Source organism: Lacibacter sp. H407 (genome assembly GCF_037892605.1).
Taxonomy (GTDB): Bacteria; Bacteroidota; Bacteroidia; order Chitinophagales; family Chitinophagaceae; genus Lacibacter.
In genome coordinates, this window is record NZ_JBBKTU010000002.1 from 167,600 (window position 1) to 184,523 (window position 16,924).

Below are 16,924 nucleotides of genomic sequence, written 5' to 3' on the forward strand. Positions count from 1 at the left end.
GTGCCACAATTTTGAATCTCAATCGTTGATCATAAAAAATTAGCAACATGTCAAACATCAATTTGATCATTGAAGAAAGAGCTGTCAACATCGGTAAGTTTATGGTGGGCCGGTTATTACCGTTCCGTCAAAAGCGAATGGTGGGTCCATTTATTTATATTGATCACATGGGACCGGTGAAATTGAATGAACGGGAAAATTTTGATGTGATGCCGCATCCGCATATCGGTCTTTCTACGCTCACTTTTTTATTTGAAGGCAACATCATGCATCGTGATACATTGGGAACAGAAATGGAGATCAGTCCCGGTGCAGTCAATTGGATGACGGCGGGAAAAGGAATTGTTCATTCGGAACGCACACCTGAATATTTGCGACATTCTGATAAAGCGATGCATGGGTTACAAATATGGGTTGCCTTACCCAAAGAACTGGAGCAAATGGAACCTGCTTTTTTTCATGTTGAAAAAGAACAGATCCCTGCATGGAGCGATGATGGATTGGAATACAAATTAGTAGCAGGTGAGGCTTGCGGACGAAAATCACCGGTACCAGTGTATAGTAAACTTTATTTATTGGAAATAAAAAGTACAACGAAGCAAACAGTTAAGATCGGCAGTGAGTTGTATGGTGAATCCGGCTTGTATATTCTGGAAGGAAGTATTGAAAGCGACGGGAATGTGTATGAACCAAAGCAGTTATTGGTTGCAAACGATGCCAGCCTGTGTGAGTTCACGATAGCAGCAAACAGCACTATTTATATTTTTGGTGGTGAACCATTTCCGGAGGAACGCTTTATTGATTGGAATTTTGTTTCGTCCAGCAAAGAGTTGATCGCAGAAGCAAAGCAGAAATGGATCGAACAAAAGTTTGAAAAAATAAAAGGAGATGAAGTCGATTTTGTTCCGTACCCTTCACCCAAACGATAAATCAATTTCATTGAACGATAAAATAATTGCCATGCAGAAAAAAAATGTATTCCTGTTTGCCCTTTTATGTGTTGTAGTTTCTTTACAGGCGCAAACCTATCAACCGACGCCGCAAAACATTGCAGCACGTAAACAATTTCAGGACGATAAGTTCGGCATGTTTATTCATTGGGGCGCATCAAGCGTACTTGGTGCAGGCGAGTGGGTAATGAACAACCGGAATATCAAGATCAAAGATTACCGGCAATTGTTGCACATCTTTAATCCGCAACAGTTCAACGCAGCCGAGTGGGTGAAGACCGCAAAAGATGCAGGTATGCATTATATCGTTTTTATCACAAGACATCATGATGGATTTTCAAACTGGGATACGAAATATTCTGATTGGAAGATCACCAATACGCCTTATGGTAAAGATGCGTTACGTCAATTGGCAGATGAATGTAAAAAGCAAGGCATGAAACTCGGGTTGTATTATTCAACATTGGATTGGTACCGCAACGATTATCCTTATGAAACAGGAAGAACAGGAAAAGGTACAGGTCGCACTGAAAAAAGTAATTATGCTTCTTATCTGCAGTTCATGAAAAATCAACTCACTGAGTTACTGACGAATTACGGTGAAGTGATGTCGATATGGTTTGACGGACATTGGGATCAAACCAATGTGGAGGGCAGCAAAGACAGGAGTTCAAGAATCGATTGGAAGTACGATGAAATTTATTCGCTCATTCACAAACTGCAGCCGCAATGTATGATCGGTAACAATCATCACCTTGATCCGCTTAGCGGAGAAGATTTTCAGATGTTTGAAAAAGATTTGCCGGGGCAGAATAAGTCAGGCTTCAGCTACCATGCACCATCAGACCAGTTGCCATTAGAAACCTGTGAAACCATTAATAACTCCTGGGGTTACAATATTACCGACGACCGTTATAAAACAACCAAAGAGATCATCCACTATTTGGTAAATGCTGCTTCATTGAACGCAAACCTGTTATTGAATGTTGGCCCCATGCCAAACGGAAAAATTCAAACTGAATTTGTTGATACATTAAAATCGGTGGGTGACTGGTTGCAGAAAAACGGCCAAACTATTTACGGTACAAGAGGAAATACGATTGCCACACAAAAATGGGGTGTAGTTACAGCAAAAGAAAAACGATTGTATTTGCATATCTTCAAAACAGAAAATCCAAATTATATTTTTATTCCTGATTTTTCGACAAAGCTGAAAGCAGTTACGTTGTTTGGTTCTAACAAAAGCATACGGTTTAAGCAACAGCAGGAAGGAACCTTTATTTATCTCGATGGAATTAAGTTAGATGAGATCGATACAATACTGGAAGCACAGTTATAACAAACGTAATTAGTTCAACGCATCAAACAATACTTCCACCGGGTGTAATGCTTTTTTACCGGTACCGTCTTTCACCTGGTGGCGACAACTCGTACCCGGTGCTGCAATGATGGTATCATCAGCTGCATTACGCACAGCAGGGAAGAGTACCAGTTCACCGATCTTCATCGAGAGTTCATAATGTTCTTCTTCGTAACCAAATGAACCCGCCATGCCGCAACAACCGGAAGGAATGGTTTCTACTTTATAATTTTCGGGGAACGATAATATTTTCACGGTTGCTGCTGTGCCCGCCAATGCTTTTTGCTGACAATGACCATGTAGTTTAATTTTCTTTTCAGCAGAAGTGAATTGCTCTTTGCTGATGTTGCCTTTATCAATTTCGCTTGCAATAAATTCATCGATCATCAAAACATTCGCTGCAAGCTGTTTGGCTTTCTCAAAATTCTCATCTGTTGCTAAGTCAATGTATTCATCTCTGAATGTAAGAATGGCAGATGGTTCAATACCGATCAATGGCGTATCTGCTGAAATGATCGGATGTAGCAATTCAATATTCTTATTCGCAATTTCTTTTCCTTTACGAATTAATCCCTTCGATAACCAGGAACGGCCGCTTTCAATATGTTCAGGTATCACTACTTCGTAACCAAGCTTATTTAATAACTCAACAGCTTTAATACCGATCTGTGTATCGTTGTAATTCGTAAACTCATCGCAAAATAAATACACTCGCTTCTTGCCACTTGTGCCTTGTGCCTTGTTCCTTGTGCCTTGTTTCTTCCACCACTTTTCCAGTGTCGTGCTATACATCGTCGGCATTGAACGCTTTGTTGCAAAGCCCGATACTTTTTTAACCAATGAACTGATCGCACTGTTGGTCATGACAAAATTGTACAGCGATGGTGCAATGGCGCCAAGCTTTGATGAATTGCTAAAGTTGGCAATCAACTTTGAACGGAACGGCACACCATTCGCATCATAGTAATGCTGCATGAACTCTGCTTTCAGTTTTGCAACATCAACATTACTTGGACATTCAGACTTACAGCCCTTGCAACTCAAACAGAGATCCATCACTTCATAAATTTCTTTATGATCGAAACGGTTTGCTTTGGTTGAGTTGGTTAAAAACTCACGGAGTATATTGGCTCTTGCTCTTGTGGTTTCTTTTTCGTTACGTGTTGCCATGAACGAAGGGCACATCGTTCCGCCTGATAAATGTGTCTTACGGCAATCACCACTGCCATTACATTGTTCTGCGTGTTGCAGAATATCCTGGTTATGAAAACGGAACACTGTTTTAAATGCAGGTGTTTGCTGACCGGGTACATACCGCAGCATAGTATCCATCGGCGGTGTATCAACAATTTTATTGGGGTTGAAAATGTTTTCAGGGTCCCATGTTTTCTTCACGTCTTTCAACAACTGGTAATTTTTTTCACCCACCATTTGCTTGATGAACTCACCACGTAAACGTCCATCGCCATGTTCACCACTCAAAGAACCTTTGTATTTTTTCACCAGTGTAGCGATCTCTTCTGCAATTACACGGAAGAGACGGTTGCCTTCTTCTGTTTTTAAATTAATGATGGGTCGTAAATGAATTTCACCTGAACCTGCATGTGCATAATGCACCGAATACAGATTATGTTGTTTCAGGATCACATTAAAGTCACGAATAAAATCAGGCAGATCATTTACATCAACAGCAGTGTCTTCAATAACCGGCACTGCTTTTTCATCGCCGGGTAAATTACTCAGCAAACCAAGACCTGCTTTACGCAGTGTCCAAATCTTTTTACTGTCTTCGCCAAACAATAACGGAAAATGATAACCAAGATCTGCGGCACGCATTTCTGCTTCTACCTGTATTGCTGTTGTAATAATTTCTTCTCTTGTTTCACGTGCAAATTCAATCACTAATATTGCACCGGGATCGCCCTGTACAAAGAAGCGGTTCTTCATTTGCTCCTTGTTCTCTTTCGTGCATTCGAGAATATAATGATCAATTAATTCACTTGCGCCGGGATTATATTTTAAACCGATCAGGTTTGCACGTAATGCTTCATCAACAGAATTAAAATGTACACATAACAAACCGATCTCTTTCGGCGGCATCGGTACAACATTTAATTTTATCTCGGTTATCAATGCCAATGTGCCTTCTGAACCTGCAATCAGTTTACAGAAATTAAAATCTTCTTCACCTGCAGTAAATGGAGCTGTTTCTAACAACAGATCAATGGCATAACCGGTGTTTCTGCGTTCCACCGTTTTCTTCGGAAATTCTTTTCGTATCTCTACCTGGTTGTCGTAGTTGCTCAACATGCTGCGCAAAGAACGATAGATGTTTGCTTCCAATCCTTCGCCTTCACACTTGGCATGAAACTCGTCGATGTTTAATGCTTTAAATGTTGTTTCGCTTCCATCGCTCAGCAAACAATCAACTTCCAGCAAATGCTCTCTCGTGCTTCGATATAACACAGAATTACTACCACAGGAATTATTACCTACCATACCACCGATCATTGCACGGTTGGCAGTTGATGTTTCAGGGCCAAAGAATAAACCATGCGGTTTCAGAAACATGTTCAATTCATCACGGATAACACCGGGTTGCACTCGCACCCAATGCTCCTCTTTGTTCAGTTCAAGAATCTTGGTGAAGTATTTCGATACATCCACGATAATACCGTTGCCCACAACTTGTCCGGCAAGTGATGTACCTGCTGTACGTGGAATAAGCGATGTCTTGTTGGTATGCGCAAAAGTGATGAGCTTTTTAAGATCGTCTTTTGTTTTGGGAATGGCAACAGCCAATGGTAGTTCACGGTATGCCGACGCATCGGTGGCATAGAGGGTACGCATGGTGGTATCGAAATAAAATTCTCCTTCGAGTTGCTGGGCCAGTTGTTGTAATCGTTCGTTCATGTTTGCTGCTGCAGTTGGGCGGCCCAAATTTACGTGGTTTGAAACTTGCGGGTGTTAGTTGTGGAAGGGGAGTGTGGGAATGATTGCGGAATTAACGGACTGAATATTAATATTCACCGTGATTTTAAATCAGAACAAATTTCGTTCTTTAATAACGGCATACCCCTTGCCGGAGATTCGCCTTAGAATAAGGGGCATTTCAACAAGTGTGTTTTATCAACTTACGAAACTGAAGAGAACCTTTATTAGTATCCATTTACCATTTTCATATTTGTAAAGTCTGAGTGATTGCTCTGCACAAAGGCTTCCGCAGTACTTGTCATAATAAAGAATACAATGTTTCTTGTCTTTTGTAAAGTAAGGGAATGAAAATTTATAGTGGATAGGTACCCAGGCAGTTCTTTTGTTGAATGAAGTAATGTAAGAATTACTTACAATTCTGGCACTGTCAAACATTGAATTTGCCCAAATAGTAGCGGGAGTTTGTTCAATCTGGTTAGCTATAAAATCAATGTCGCTACTTGATAATGCCTTTTGATAGGATGCTGTTTGAACAAATAAATTTCTCCATTTTACTTGTACAGTGTCCACAAGCAAGAAACTTTCTTTTGTCAAAATGCTGTCGTCGATTTGCGAAAAAAAGGACTTGATTTGGGTCGTGTCAGGTTGATATGTATTTACCCATTGGTTGCAGGAAACAAGAATTGTTAATGCAAAACCAGAAATAAGTCGTGTCATACTGAAATGTAATCTTCAAAAATAGTGATTCAGATAGGATTGGAATATATAAAGTGTGCTGCCTCATTTCCCTCAAACCAACTATTTGTTAAAATTCCGTTAACGCCCCGTTTTCTACCCAACCCTTTTGTGCCCGTGTGGGGTATCTCTATCAAACGCCACAAAAACGGCATTTATAAACCTTATAATCAAAGAATATGAAACAGACATTTCGCAGCGTGTTCACGCTTTTTTTCGCAAGCCTTTTTATCCTCGTTTCCTGTAAGAAACCTGTAGAACCCAATCAACCCGGTGGTGGTGATCCCGGTCCAATACCCGGTCTTTCGCACAAGTATCGTATCACGGCCGATGCATTGCCCGGTTTGCCGAATCAGCCAATGGCCAACCTGTTTGCAAAGTTCGATGTAGTGAACGCACAGGATGAGCTGGTGGTAAACAATAAACTGGCAGCCATCAGCTTCAACGGAAAATTTACAACCGAAGAAATGGAACTGCCCGCAGGTACGTACCGCATCAGCAAACTCATGATCGTATCGGGCACCGGTAATGTATTATATGCAGTGCCTATAACCAATTCGCCCAAAGCAACACAGGTTAATAGACCATTGGCTTATCCGATGGTATTGCCGGCTGCTACTTCGTTGGTTGTTGCCGCTGATTTTCTGAAAATTGAAGCAACCGACAAAGCCATCGATTTTGGTTATGCTGCAAGTGAATTTGGTAACAGCAACACACCCGAAGAAACAGAACTCAGCATCAAAATGCGTACACGCATAAAGGTGGGCGATATCCTGTACGACAGTATACAGTCTTCGTTGGTGTACCGCACATTTGATGCTGCCAATGGATTGAAGAGTGTAAAATTTATCAGTCTTGCTCCCGGTACCAACACAGTGACTTTGGATAAGCAGGCGGCACATCATGAATTTATTGTGCAGAAATGGGGCGGTACTTACACCAAACGTTATGCAAAAGAAGAATTGAAAAAAGATATTGTGTACGAATTTGGTGAAGAAAAAGAAGCGAAAAAACTGAAGTCGGAGATCACGGCACGTTGGGATGGCAACATGTATAAAGCTGAATCGAAGAACAACTATATCTACGATGGAAAAGGTCGTCTTACTAAAGTTGAGTTTATGCAGAAGCGTGCAACAGATGGTACCCCCTTTGTTGCCAGAACAGAAAATCTGGAATACACAGATGGACGAGTAGAAAAAATCAGCATCTATAACGAAGGCAATGTGTTTGCAGGTACAAGAAGCATCCGTTACAATGCAGCCGGCAAGATTAACCACATTACAGAAGATATGCTCAACGTAAGCAAAACAGAAGTAGACATTGCACATCATGGTGCAAACGGTGATGGATTTGATGAAGTAACTTTCGATTTCAGTTATTCACACACTTCACTTACCATGAACTATTATCAGCGCTGGAGACATGGCAACCTGTTTTCTGATAACAGCAGAACCAGCAACCAGGATACGGAGACCGGCAGTTACCAACATGATAACGGCATCAATCCTTATGTACACATGAACTGGCCCGATCTGTTTTTAAGCAACAGCTCAAAAAACAATCTCAACTGGCAGGCACGTACTTACTATGGTAGCTATCCAGTAAATGTTGCCTACAGTTTCGAATATAAGTATGATAGCGAAGGTTATCCTGTGGAGTTGATCCGCCGTTACAAATCGTATATCACCGGACAACATTTGTTTACAACAAAGACCATTTACAACTATTGATAAAATATCATTTCTTATTACTTTCATAAACGAATAAAACCATGTTACAGAAATTATCACTCATAGCCCTGCTGTTTTTAGTGTCCTGCACAGCAGCCAAGGTATCGGTTCCTGCGAGCTTCAGCTCGCAGGCAACCAAAATGCAGGTGAAAGGATTGAATGGATGGATGATCAATCAGAAATTAAGTTTCGGCGAATTTTCTACTTCAGCAGTTAAGCGTGGTTGGGATTTCAGCAGTTCATTTCAGTATACAAAGTTCAGTCTCGATCCGCAAACCATGTTGTTGCGTGTGCTCAACATTGATACTGATGTACGCAACCTGAAGCAACGCAACAAATTTCAATACACGATCCAGGATGGCAATTTAGTAGCCGAAGTATTTGCAACTGAAAAGTTCAGTGAAAATCAATTGGTTTATAAAAGTAACAATCCTTTTCTCGGACAGGTGAATGCAACACAGCGTTATGAATATGCATTTACTGCCGCTGTTCTCCCACTCATGGCAAAAGAAAACGACCCATGGTCGGTTGTGTTGATGAATAAGTATGATGCAAAGAGAGATACTGCACGCCGCATCTTTGATCGTCCGTATGTGGAAGAAGAAGGCTATGCTACCAATGGAAAAGAAAATATTGCTATCCGTCCGTTGCGTCTGGAGCAAGTAACAACGAAGAGTGGGAAAGAAACCAAAGTAGTTGGCGGACCAATGCTCACCGGTTATGAATTACGTTGGGATGATGGGGTAGTAGCTATTATTGATATACTCGACAACAGTATTTGGTTCGCAAATAATTTAGATGCAAGAGACAAACTTATTTTATCATCCGTTTCATCGGCCATCCTGTTAAAACGTATGCAGGATGTTGAAAAAGATAAAGACAATAATTTCTAAGAACGGAAGTGATTGCAGAAGCACTCGATATTGATCAGTTGGTGGAAGATTGCAAAGGCAATAGCCGCAGGGCACAGGAACAGTTGTACCGGCAGTTCTATAACTATGCTATGACCATTGCCCTGCGTTACTCCCGTGATGAAGCCGATGCTGCTGATATCATGAGTCATGCATTTGTGAAGATCTTTAAAAGCATGCACACGTTCGATAAAACAAAAGGCGCATTGCAAACATGGATCAAACGGATTGTGATGAACGAGGGGCTCGATCACCTGAAAACAAGAGAACGTTTCAGTAAAGACATGGAACTGGAAACGGTGGAAGAACCCCAGATCAGTAACAATGTGTTGGAACGGATGGGTGCTGATGAAATTATGAAACTCATTCATCAATTACCACCTGCCACTCATGCCGTGTTTGTGTTGTATGCAGTGGAAGGCTATAATCACCGGGAAGTAGCCGAGAAACTAAACATCAGTGAGGGTACATCGAAATGGCACCTGAGCGAAGCCCGGAAAACATTACAACAACAACTCAGTCGCATAACATAGCGGATGAATCAAAAAGCAACATACGAATTAACCATTACCGAAAAGTTGGAACAGCTAACGGCACCGGATATGGTGGATGCTATCTGGGCACGTATCGAAGCACAACTCGATATTGATTTGCCGACAGATGATGGTCCAACCAATCCACCTGCGCCAACGAGTGGTCCACGTACATGGCTCAACCGTGGATTCATCATTGCTGCTGTTGCTATTGTACTCATTTATTTATTCAACAACCGTAAACAAACAACAACTTCTAACGATCAACCAAACATTACTGCACCTGTAACAACACCCAACAATAACGATAACCCCGTGCGTAACAATTCGCCGGGTACAAACAATACAATTGCGCCGCAGAATAATTCATCTGCACCAATCAACTCATCGGCTGTACTGCCTGCTGATAGCTCTGCTCCTGTAACGGGGCCTGTGCTACTACAACCCGACAGTAATGCTGTGCAGACAAATGCACCTCCCGTTATAACTCCGCCGTTGGTTACGCCGCAAAAAAATATAAGTCCTGATTCAACCAAGAAGAGCAGAGGTGTAAAAGGTATTACAGATAGTGATTATAAAATTGTACCGAAGAAGGATAGTAGTAAGAGTTGATGAATCAAATGATTTTTTGTTGAACAGATCCTTCGTTCCTCAGGATGACAGGAAGATTTGGCTTAGTACTGAAGATGAGCTGTTGTACGCTGCTCAACAAAGCTGTCTTTCCGACGAAGGAGGAATCTGTTGGGCAAGATCACCCGTAACATTATTCCCCGGGATGATAAACCCTCTCCGCCATCTTATACACTTCTTCCTTATTCAACGTCATGCGTTTTGTTTTCTGTTGTAAATACATTTCCACTTGGTCATCAAAATGTTTGTTCCCTTTTTTGGCAGAAGCACCATACATGTTTACGGTTTCAATTTGCGGTAATGCATTTTTTGTAAAGCGGATAAACATAATTAGTCCATCACCACCGGTTGATTTCAACTTACCCTCTTTGTAAGTCGATGTCCATTGCGGAGAGAGCAGATCAGGAAAACCCCACAGTGGCCATTCTTTATCACCCCGTACTAATTTTTGAATATCGCCAAGTGTAAGGTCGGTGCTGTTAAAATGCTTCATCATGTAATCATACACATAGGCATACGTTTCAACTACTTCTGCTTTGGTAATGGTGCGTGCTGCACCAGCCCCCAGTTTCTTTGCAAGATGCAGATAGCTTAACAGGAATACTGCTGCACCTTTGCTGTCGGCTGTACCTTTTTTATCCCATGCTTTTAAATTTTTAATAAGTGTTGTATACAACGGATACTCTGTTTCATTCAGCAAAAACAACGTATCAATATTATGCGGATAGCGAAGCGTTGCAGGCAGTTGCTTATCGAATTTGATTTGTTTAAACGTTGTGTAATCTAATGGTGCAGCAGGCATTTGTTCTACCACACGCATGCTGCGGTTGTTATGCCAGGTTTCCCAACCATCAGCAGCAGGAAATTTATCGGCGATTAAATTATCAGCAGGTGCTGTTGCAAAAAACGAAGAGTGATTGGTGTTGAACAGGTAACCGCTTTTCGGATTTACATATTGCGGCAGTTCACTGAACTTTCGAAAGGCCGTCCACAATGTTTGCGAAGTATTGCCGGGTAACGTTGATTTCCAATTGTACTTCGGTGCCGGATTACGCACCGGTATCAATCCGTTGTTTACATAAAAGATGGTATCGTGTTTATCGGCATAGGTAATATTGAACATCGATAGACGTTGATCTTTAATAGCCGCATAAAACTCCGTAAAGTTTTTTGCCTTATCCATTTCATACCATTGCTCAAGCACACGGATATCCATGTTGGCACCAAGTCGAATAGAAAAATAGCCTTGTTTGTTCTTCATCGTTGCTCCATACTTACTCCAATATACTTTTCGTTTTACGCCAACCGGAATTCCTTTAATGCGGAGTGTAATGGTTTTCTCTTCAAGGTTGATCCATTCATTGTCAAACTTGTATTGCTTTTCATTTGCCGGATTCATTTCTAATTGAAACACATCAACACGATCAACATAGTTTACTGTGTGTGCCCAACCAAGGTTTTCATTCACGCCATGCAGAATACATGGTCCACCTGCAAGCAATCCCCCGTGTACATTCAATCCCTCTTCGCTGTTAATATGCGCTTCGTAAAATGCTTGTGATCCGGTGTTAGGCTGGTGTGCATTGATCAACAGGAACGCTTCACCCGTGTTTGTTTTGCTGGGGTGCACAGCCATCGCATTACTTCCTTTCTTATTCAACTCCGGATCGGTTTCTATTACATTATTGAAAATGCCCATCAACGCTTTATCGGCGCCGTTAAAAACAGTGAGTGCAAGAACCGATGAAGCAACATATTCCTTCATCGTAATCGGAAATATTTTCTTGTGCAGCACTTCATTGGGGTGTGCTTTTGCGTATGCATTGATGCCTTGCACATAGCCATCGATCAATTTCAGAAAAGCAGGCGTAAGCGTATTCCATTTAGCTTCGGTTATTTCCATACACCGAAACAATGCAAATGCATAATCACCGGCAGCACCGGCTTTGCCTTGCACACGTCCCATTAAACCTTTGGCGGGTAACACCACATCCTGCAGGCTTTTAAAATCATCTTCCGCATGTGCCCATGCCAAACCATACGCAACTTCTGCATCGGTTTTTGCAAAAATGTGTGGCACGCCAAAACTGTCACGAACAATTTCAATTTTAGTTGGATCAATTTTTATTTGCGCAGTGAGAGAAGTAGCGAAAAAAAGGAGTAGTGTGGTGAAAGCTGCGTATCGTTTCATATTGCTATAACAACGTAAGTTGGTTTCTGTTTATTTCTGTCGTTTGTATTTATTATGAATTACATTCTGCACCGGTATTTCTTCGATCTTACTTTCCAGCCAGCTGATCACATCCAGATATACAAAGGCTCTTGTTTCAAAGCGGTTGCCTTCGTATTTGCGGATGCTTTCGAGTAATTTGATAAAAGCAGGTTTCAGTTTGCCGGGTGTAAGTTTAAAAGCATGGCGCAGGAATTTGAACATCTCTTCTTCCACCGAACTCAGGTTTTCCATTTTACCCATAAAGCGGTACACCGATTTGATCAAATATTCCAGCAAATCAAAATTGCCCAATTCATAATGAGCGATCAAATGCAGCAACCGTGCATAACATTGCAGATCGGTTCGCAGATCTACTTTCCAGTTGATGATCTTGTTCAAATATTCAATGGCCTTTTCATTATTACCACTGCCGAAATACAAACAGGCAATTTTATAATAGAAGGTGAGTACACGGTGTCGGTCAAGATACAATTCGTATTCATCCAGTTTCTCCTCAATATGCGGCACAAGTCGAAGGCCTTCGGTAAATGTTCCTTCCAGGAAATGTTTATTGATCTTGGCAATGGAGATGTACACAAAACAAAGAATGCGGTAGTTCTCATTTTGCTGCACCACTTTGCGTCGGGTAAAATTTTCTAACTGATCAATGGTTTCGATCAGTTTCGCTTCATTACTCAAATCGAAGTGTGCACTCATTAAATTGTGCATCCCTTTAATGTAGTGAGCTGTTTCAGCTTCGATCATCGCCGGGAATTTCTCAAACAGACCCACCCACTTTTGGGTGTAGCGGTAGTACAACAAATAATCCTGACGAATAAACGCTACCCAGCAATGCGATTGATATAAATACAACTGCTCATAAAAACCGGTGAGCTTCTCGGCATTTCTCTGCAAATGACTTTCAAAATAAGCTTTTACATCGTCGCCTTCCCGTTCGTTGCGGGCCACGCCATTTTTAATATACCAACTGTAGAGTTGCAGCGATAAGTTGGAAAGCTGGGAAACACTCGTAAGCTGTTCTTCAACCGCAACTGATTCTTTCGATAATTTCTCGGCCCGGTCCTGCATGCTTCGGGTAATGTACAGTGCTTCGATCTTTTTTTCAAAGAACAAGATCTGCTGCATATACGTGATCTGCTCGTACTGCCTGGCCAGTTCCTTCATCTTGTCCAGGATCTTCAGGGTTTGCAGGTACAGTCCTTTATTATATAGGATGCGGGCAAAGTCCATCTGCTCGTTTAGCTGAATGGTAATATTGTCATCCTGCTTGATCAGTCGCAGACTGCTGAGGATGGAGCGGTATAAATAAGCCTTTAAATTCGATAACTGTTGTTTGGTAATGCTCTGGTTTTTGCGCAGGAGAGTAGCCTCATCATACTCCTCCATTTTGTCCATCGCATCAAAAAGCTGGGTGATCTTTAAGGTTGAATCGGCGGAGTTTCGTTTCACATAGAGCTTGAAATTGCGTTTTTCGCTCTTTTCAAGCGACTTTACCAGTTGGAAGGTTGTATCGGTCGATCGGTTGGGCATCGTAATTCGTTTCTGCTGTAATCCTTTGCTGTCAAGGGTTTTCGTCAAAAGGGCATCTCTTATCTGTCGTAAAATACATGAAATAAGGTTTGCAGGCCGCTTCTAACTGAAATAATTTTATGGCGCAGGTTGTTTACTTCTGACCTTGACAATCAATTGAAGTGAGCGAACCTGCATTTTTTTACACCATTAAAGATTGATATGGCCAACAAACAAGTGTTCATTTTTGATACCACTCTCAGAGACGGAGAGCAGGTGCCGGGATGCAAGTTAAACACTACAGAGAAAGTAGAACTGGCATTAAAACTGGAAGCATTAGGCGTTGATATTATTGAAGCGGGATTTCCGATTTCAAGTCCGGGCGACTTTGAAAGTGTGAACCAGATCTCCAGAGTAATAAAAAATGCAACCGTGTGCGGGTTAACCCGTGCGGTGCAAAAAGATATTGAAGTGGCAGCCGAGGCGTTGAAGCCGGCTGTTCGTCCACGTATCCACACCGGAATCGGATCGTCTGACAATCACATTAAATACAAATTCAATTCCACCAGGGAAGAAATACTTCAACGTGCCGTTAATGCTGTAAGACTTGCCCGTAATTATGTACCCGACGTTGAGTTTTATGCCGAAGATGCAGGTCGTGCAGACCTGCAATTTTTGGCGCAATTGACAGAAGCGGTGATTGCTGCCGGTGCAACGGTAGTAAACATCCCCGACACAACCGGTTTTTGTTTGCCGCATCAGTATGCAGAAAAGATGGCTTACTTAATGAACAATGTAAGCAATATCGATAAAGCAATTCTTTCCTGCCATTGTCATAACGATCTTGGTTTAGCAACTGCGAATTCTATTGCAGGTGCTATTGCCGGTGCAAGACAAATCGAATGCACCATCAATGGTATTGGTGAGCGTGCCGGTAATACTTCGCTGGAAGAAGTGGTGATGACGATTCGCAAACATCCGGAACTCGAGTTGTTTACAAACGTTGATCCCAAGCAATTGTTACCGATGAGTCGTCTGGTAAGCGAAACCATGCGTATGGTGGTACAGCCAAACAAAGCAGTAGTGGGTGATAACGCATTCTCTCATTCATCTGGTATTCATCAGGATGGATTTTTGAAAGAAGCTACTACCTACGAAATTATTGCGCCGGAGGAAGTGGGTGCCGATACTTCGAAGATCGTACTAACGGCAAGGAGTGGCCGCAGTGCATTGGCGTACCGTTTTAAGAATCTTGGTTACAGTTTCGATCGTAACCAGGTAGATGAATTGTATGAGCGTTTTCTTACACTGGCTGATTCAAAGAAAGAAGTGGAAGATGCCGATTTAAAAACCTTAGCAGAACAAATTGCAATAACAGTTTAAAGCATGGCGAAATCATTATTTGAAAAAATCTGGGAACGTCACGTGGTGAAAACCATTGAAGGCGGTCCTTCTGTTTTATACATCGACACACATTTTATTCACGAAGTAACCAGCCCCCAGGCGTTTAACGGTTTGAATAAAAGAGGCATCAAAGTTTTTCGTCCGAAGCAAACCGTTGCAACAGCCGATCATAATGTACCAACACTCAACCAACATTTACCTATTAAAGAAGAGTTGAGCCGTAAGCAAGTGGAAGCATTGATCAAAAATTGTGGTGAACATGGCGTGGAGTTATATGGTTTGGGACATCCGTATCAAGGCATCGTGCATGTTATTGGTCCGGAGTTGGGAATTACTCAACCCGGTTCAACGATTGTTTGTGGTGATAGTCATACATCCACGCATGGTGCGTTTGGTGCTATTGCATTTGGTATTGGAACCAGCGAAGTGGAAATGGTGTTGAGTACGCAATGTTTGCTGCAAAGCAAACCAAAACTGATGCGCATCAACGTGGAAGGTGAATTAAACAAAGGTGTTGTATCGAAAGATATCGTGTTGTACATCCTTGCGCAGATATCAGCAAGCGGTGCCACCGGTTATGCAGTGGAGTTTGCAGGAAGTGCTATTCGCTCATTGAGTATGGAAGCACGCATGACCATTTGTAATATGAGTATTGAAATGGGCGGACGTTGTGGTTTGATTGCGCCCGATGAAACAACCTTCAACTATATAAAAGGAAGAACATTTGCTCCGGCGGGTGAAGCTTGGGACAAAGCGTTGGCGCATTGGAAAACATTGTTCAGCGATGCAGATGCAATATTCGATAAAGAAATCAATATCAATGCAGCCGATATTGAACCAATGATCACGTACGGAACAAATCCGGGCATGGGCATCAGTGTAAATGAAACAATACCTACTGCTGCTACCATCAATGAGAATGATAAATCGGGTTTAAGCAAATCACTTGCCTACATGGGCTTGCAGGAAGGCACACCGATTAAAGGACAGAAAGTGGATTATGTTTTCATTGGCAGTTGCACCAACAGTCGCATTGAAGATCTGCGTATGGTTGCATCATTTGTAAAAGGAAAGAAGAAAGCCGATGATGTGGAAGTATGGATCGTTCCGGGAAGTAAACAAGTAGAAGCGCAGGCAAAAGCAGAAGGCATTGACAAAGTATTTGAAGAAGCAGGATTTGTGTTACGTCAGCCGGGTTGCAGTGCATGTCTCGGTATGAATGAAGATAAAATTCCTGCAGGTAAATATTGCATCTCTACTTCCAACAGAAATTTTGAAGGAAGGCAAGGTGCAGGTGCAAGAACATTGCTGGCAAGTCCGTTAACAGCAGCTGTTGCAGCCATCACCGGCAAAGTAGGGGATGTAAGAGAATTTTTGAATTGATAACAGATAATGAATAATTGATAATGGCAAAAGCATTTACAACGATATCGGGCCGGTTTGTTCCACTTAACATTGAGAATGTTGATACGGATCAGATCATCCCTGCACGATTTTTAAAAGCAACTACAAGAGACGGGTTTGGTAAAAATCTGTTTCGTGACTGGCGTTATGAAAACGATGATGAAACAAAACCCAAACCAGATTTTGTATTGAATCAACCGCAATACAAAGGCGAAATTTTAGTAGCCGCCAAAAACTTTGGTTGCGGTTCATCACGGGAACATGCTGCATGGTCGATCCAGGACTATGGTTTCAACGTAGTAGTGAGCAGTTTCTTTGCAGATATATTTAAGAATAATGCACTCAATAATGGCGTATTGCCTGTAACCGTTTCGGAACCTTTTCTTCAAACCATTTTTGCATTGGGGAATGAAGCAACGCTCACCATCGATCTCGAAGCACAAACCATTACGATTGATGCTACGGGTGAAAGTGAATCGTTCGAGATCAATGCATACAAAAAGACATGCATGATCAACGGGTATGATGATATTGATTATTTGCTGAGTATAAAAGAAGATATTATAAACTACGAAAACACAATTGCCTGAT

13 protein-coding genes are annotated in these 16,924 nt (G+C 41.8%); 9 read left to right on the forward strand and 4 right to left on the reverse strand.

Annotation, left to right across the window (positions count from 1 at the left end; genetic code table 11):
- Positions 1-47 precede the first annotated feature (47 nt).
- Both WG989_RS20000 and WG989_RS20005 read left to right on the forward strand, forming a co-directional pair.
- Entirely contained in the window at positions 48-929 is an 882-nt protein-coding gene (locus WG989_RS20000; protein ID WP_340431873.1) for a pirin family protein, read from the forward strand.
- Entirely contained in the window at positions 889-2,289 is a 1,401-nt protein-coding gene (locus WG989_RS20005; protein ID WP_340431874.1) for an alpha-L-fucosidase, read from the forward strand. Before WG989_RS20000 ends, WG989_RS20005 begins: the two co-directional genes overlap by 41 nt.
- Positions 2,290-2,298: 9 nt before the next feature.
- Here WG989_RS20005 and WG989_RS20010 read toward each other — a convergent pair whose 3' ends face one another.
- Together WG989_RS20010 and WG989_RS20015 are read right to left on the reverse strand one after the other, a co-directional pair.
- A complete protein-coding gene (locus WG989_RS20010; protein WP_340431875.1) occupies positions 2,299-5,223 on the reverse strand; it encodes an FAD-binding and (Fe-S)-binding domain-containing protein in 2,925 nt (974 codons plus the stop codon).
- 216 nt (positions 5,224-5,439) lie between these two features.
- The gene (locus WG989_RS20015) at positions 5,440-5,961 is read right to left on the reverse strand and encodes a hypothetical protein (RefSeq protein WP_340431876.1); all 522 of its coding nucleotides are present in this window, start codon (positions 5,959-5,961) and stop codon (positions 5,440-5,442) included.
- Between the two features lie 197 nt (positions 5,962-6,158).
- On the opposite strand from WG989_RS20015, the gene WG989_RS20020 reads away from it, so the two are divergent.
- Genes WG989_RS20020 through WG989_RS20035 form a run of 4 tightly spaced genes read left to right on the forward strand, consistent with a single transcriptional unit; the run spans position 6,159 to position 9,765 of the window.
- A complete protein-coding gene (locus WG989_RS20020; protein WP_340431877.1) occupies positions 6,159-7,709 on the forward strand; it encodes a hypothetical protein in 1,551 nt (516 codons plus the stop codon).
- Positions 7,710-7,750: 41 nt separating this feature from the next.
- On the forward strand, positions 7,751-8,602 hold the full coding sequence (locus tag WG989_RS20025; protein WP_340431878.1) for a hypothetical protein: 852 nt from the start codon (positions 7,751-7,753) through the stop codon (positions 8,600-8,602).
- A gap of 8 nt (positions 8,603-8,610) precedes the next feature.
- Positions 8,611-9,153: an RNA polymerase sigma factor gene (locus WG989_RS20030; RefSeq protein WP_340431879.1), complete on the forward strand. Its 543-nt coding sequence runs from the start codon at positions 8,611-8,613 to the stop codon at positions 9,151-9,153.
- Between the two features lie 3 nt (positions 9,154-9,156).
- Positions 9,157-9,765: a hypothetical protein gene (locus WG989_RS20035; protein WP_340431880.1), complete on the forward strand. Its 609-nt coding sequence runs from the start codon at positions 9,157-9,159 to the stop codon at positions 9,763-9,765.
- A gap of 151 nt (positions 9,766-9,916) precedes the next feature.
- On the opposite strand, the gene WG989_RS20040 is transcribed toward WG989_RS20035, so the two are convergent.
- Both WG989_RS20040 and WG989_RS20045 read right to left on the reverse strand, forming a co-directional pair.
- Positions 9,917-11,974: a penicillin acylase family protein gene (locus WG989_RS20040; protein ID WP_340431882.1), complete on the reverse strand. Its 2,058-nt coding sequence runs from the start codon at positions 11,972-11,974 to the stop codon at positions 9,917-9,919.
- A 30-nt stretch (positions 11,975-12,004) separates the two neighbouring features.
- Positions 12,005-13,594 (reverse strand): hypothetical protein, encoded by a 1,590-nt coding sequence (locus WG989_RS20045; protein ID WP_340431883.1) that lies wholly within the window; start codon positions 13,592-13,594, stop codon positions 12,005-12,007.
- 153 nt (positions 13,595-13,747) lie between these two features.
- Here WG989_RS20045 and WG989_RS20050 point away from each other — a divergent pair, with 153 nt between their 5' ends.
- Genes WG989_RS20050 through leuD form a run of 3 tightly spaced genes read left to right on the forward strand, consistent with a single transcriptional unit; the run spans position 13,748 to position 16,923 of the window.
- Positions 13,748-14,908: a 2-isopropylmalate synthase gene (locus WG989_RS20050; RefSeq protein WP_340431884.1), complete on the forward strand. Its 1,161-nt coding sequence runs from the start codon at positions 13,748-13,750 to the stop codon at positions 14,906-14,908.
- A 3-nt stretch (positions 14,909-14,911) separates the two neighbouring features.
- Positions 14,912-16,312: a 3-isopropylmalate dehydratase large subunit gene (leuC, locus tag WG989_RS20055; protein ID WP_340431885.1), complete on the forward strand. Its 1,401-nt coding sequence runs from the start codon at positions 14,912-14,914 to the stop codon at positions 16,310-16,312.
- 23 nt (positions 16,313-16,335) lie between these two features.
- A complete protein-coding gene (gene leuD, locus WG989_RS20060) occupies positions 16,336-16,923 on the forward strand; it encodes a 3-isopropylmalate dehydratase small subunit (protein ID WP_340431886.1) in 588 nt (195 codons plus the stop codon).
- The last annotated feature ends 1 nt before the right edge of the window (position 16,924 follow it).

Coding starts and splice junctions, on each gene's coding strand:
- WG989_RS20000 (WP_340431873.1), top strand. CDS start 48: ATGTCAAACATCAATTTGATCATTGAAGAAAGAGCTGTCAACATCGGT.
- WG989_RS20005 (WP_340431874.1), top strand. CDS start 889: ATGAAGTCGATTTTGTTCCGTACCCTTCACCCAAACGATAAATCAATT.
- WG989_RS20010 (WP_340431875.1), bottom strand. CDS start 5,223: ATGAACGAACGATTACAACAACTGGCCCAGCAACTCGAAGGAGAATTT.
- WG989_RS20015 (WP_340431876.1), bottom strand. CDS start 5,961: ATGACACGACTTATTTCTGGTTTTGCATTAACAATTCTTGTTTCCTGC.
- WG989_RS20020 (WP_340431877.1), top strand. CDS start 6,159: ATGAAACAGACATTTCGCAGCGTGTTCACGCTTTTTTTCGCAAGCCTT.
- WG989_RS20025 (WP_340431878.1), top strand. CDS start 7,751: ATGTTACAGAAATTATCACTCATAGCCCTGCTGTTTTTAGTGTCCTGC.
- WG989_RS20035 (WP_340431880.1), top strand. CDS start 9,157: ATGAATCAAAAAGCAACATACGAATTAACCATTACCGAAAAGTTGGAA.
- WG989_RS20040 (WP_340431882.1), bottom strand. CDS start 11,974: ATGAAACGATACGCAGCTTTCACCACACTACTCCTTTTTTTCGCTACT.
- WG989_RS20050 (WP_340431884.1), top strand. CDS start 13,748: ATGGCCAACAAACAAGTGTTCATTTTTGATACCACTCTCAGAGACGGA.
- leuC (WP_340431885.1), top strand. CDS start 14,912: ATGGCGAAATCATTATTTGAAAAAATCTGGGAACGTCACGTGGTGAAA.
- leuD (WP_340431886.1), top strand. CDS start 16,336: ATGGCAAAAGCATTTACAACGATATCGGGCCGGTTTGTTCCACTTAAC.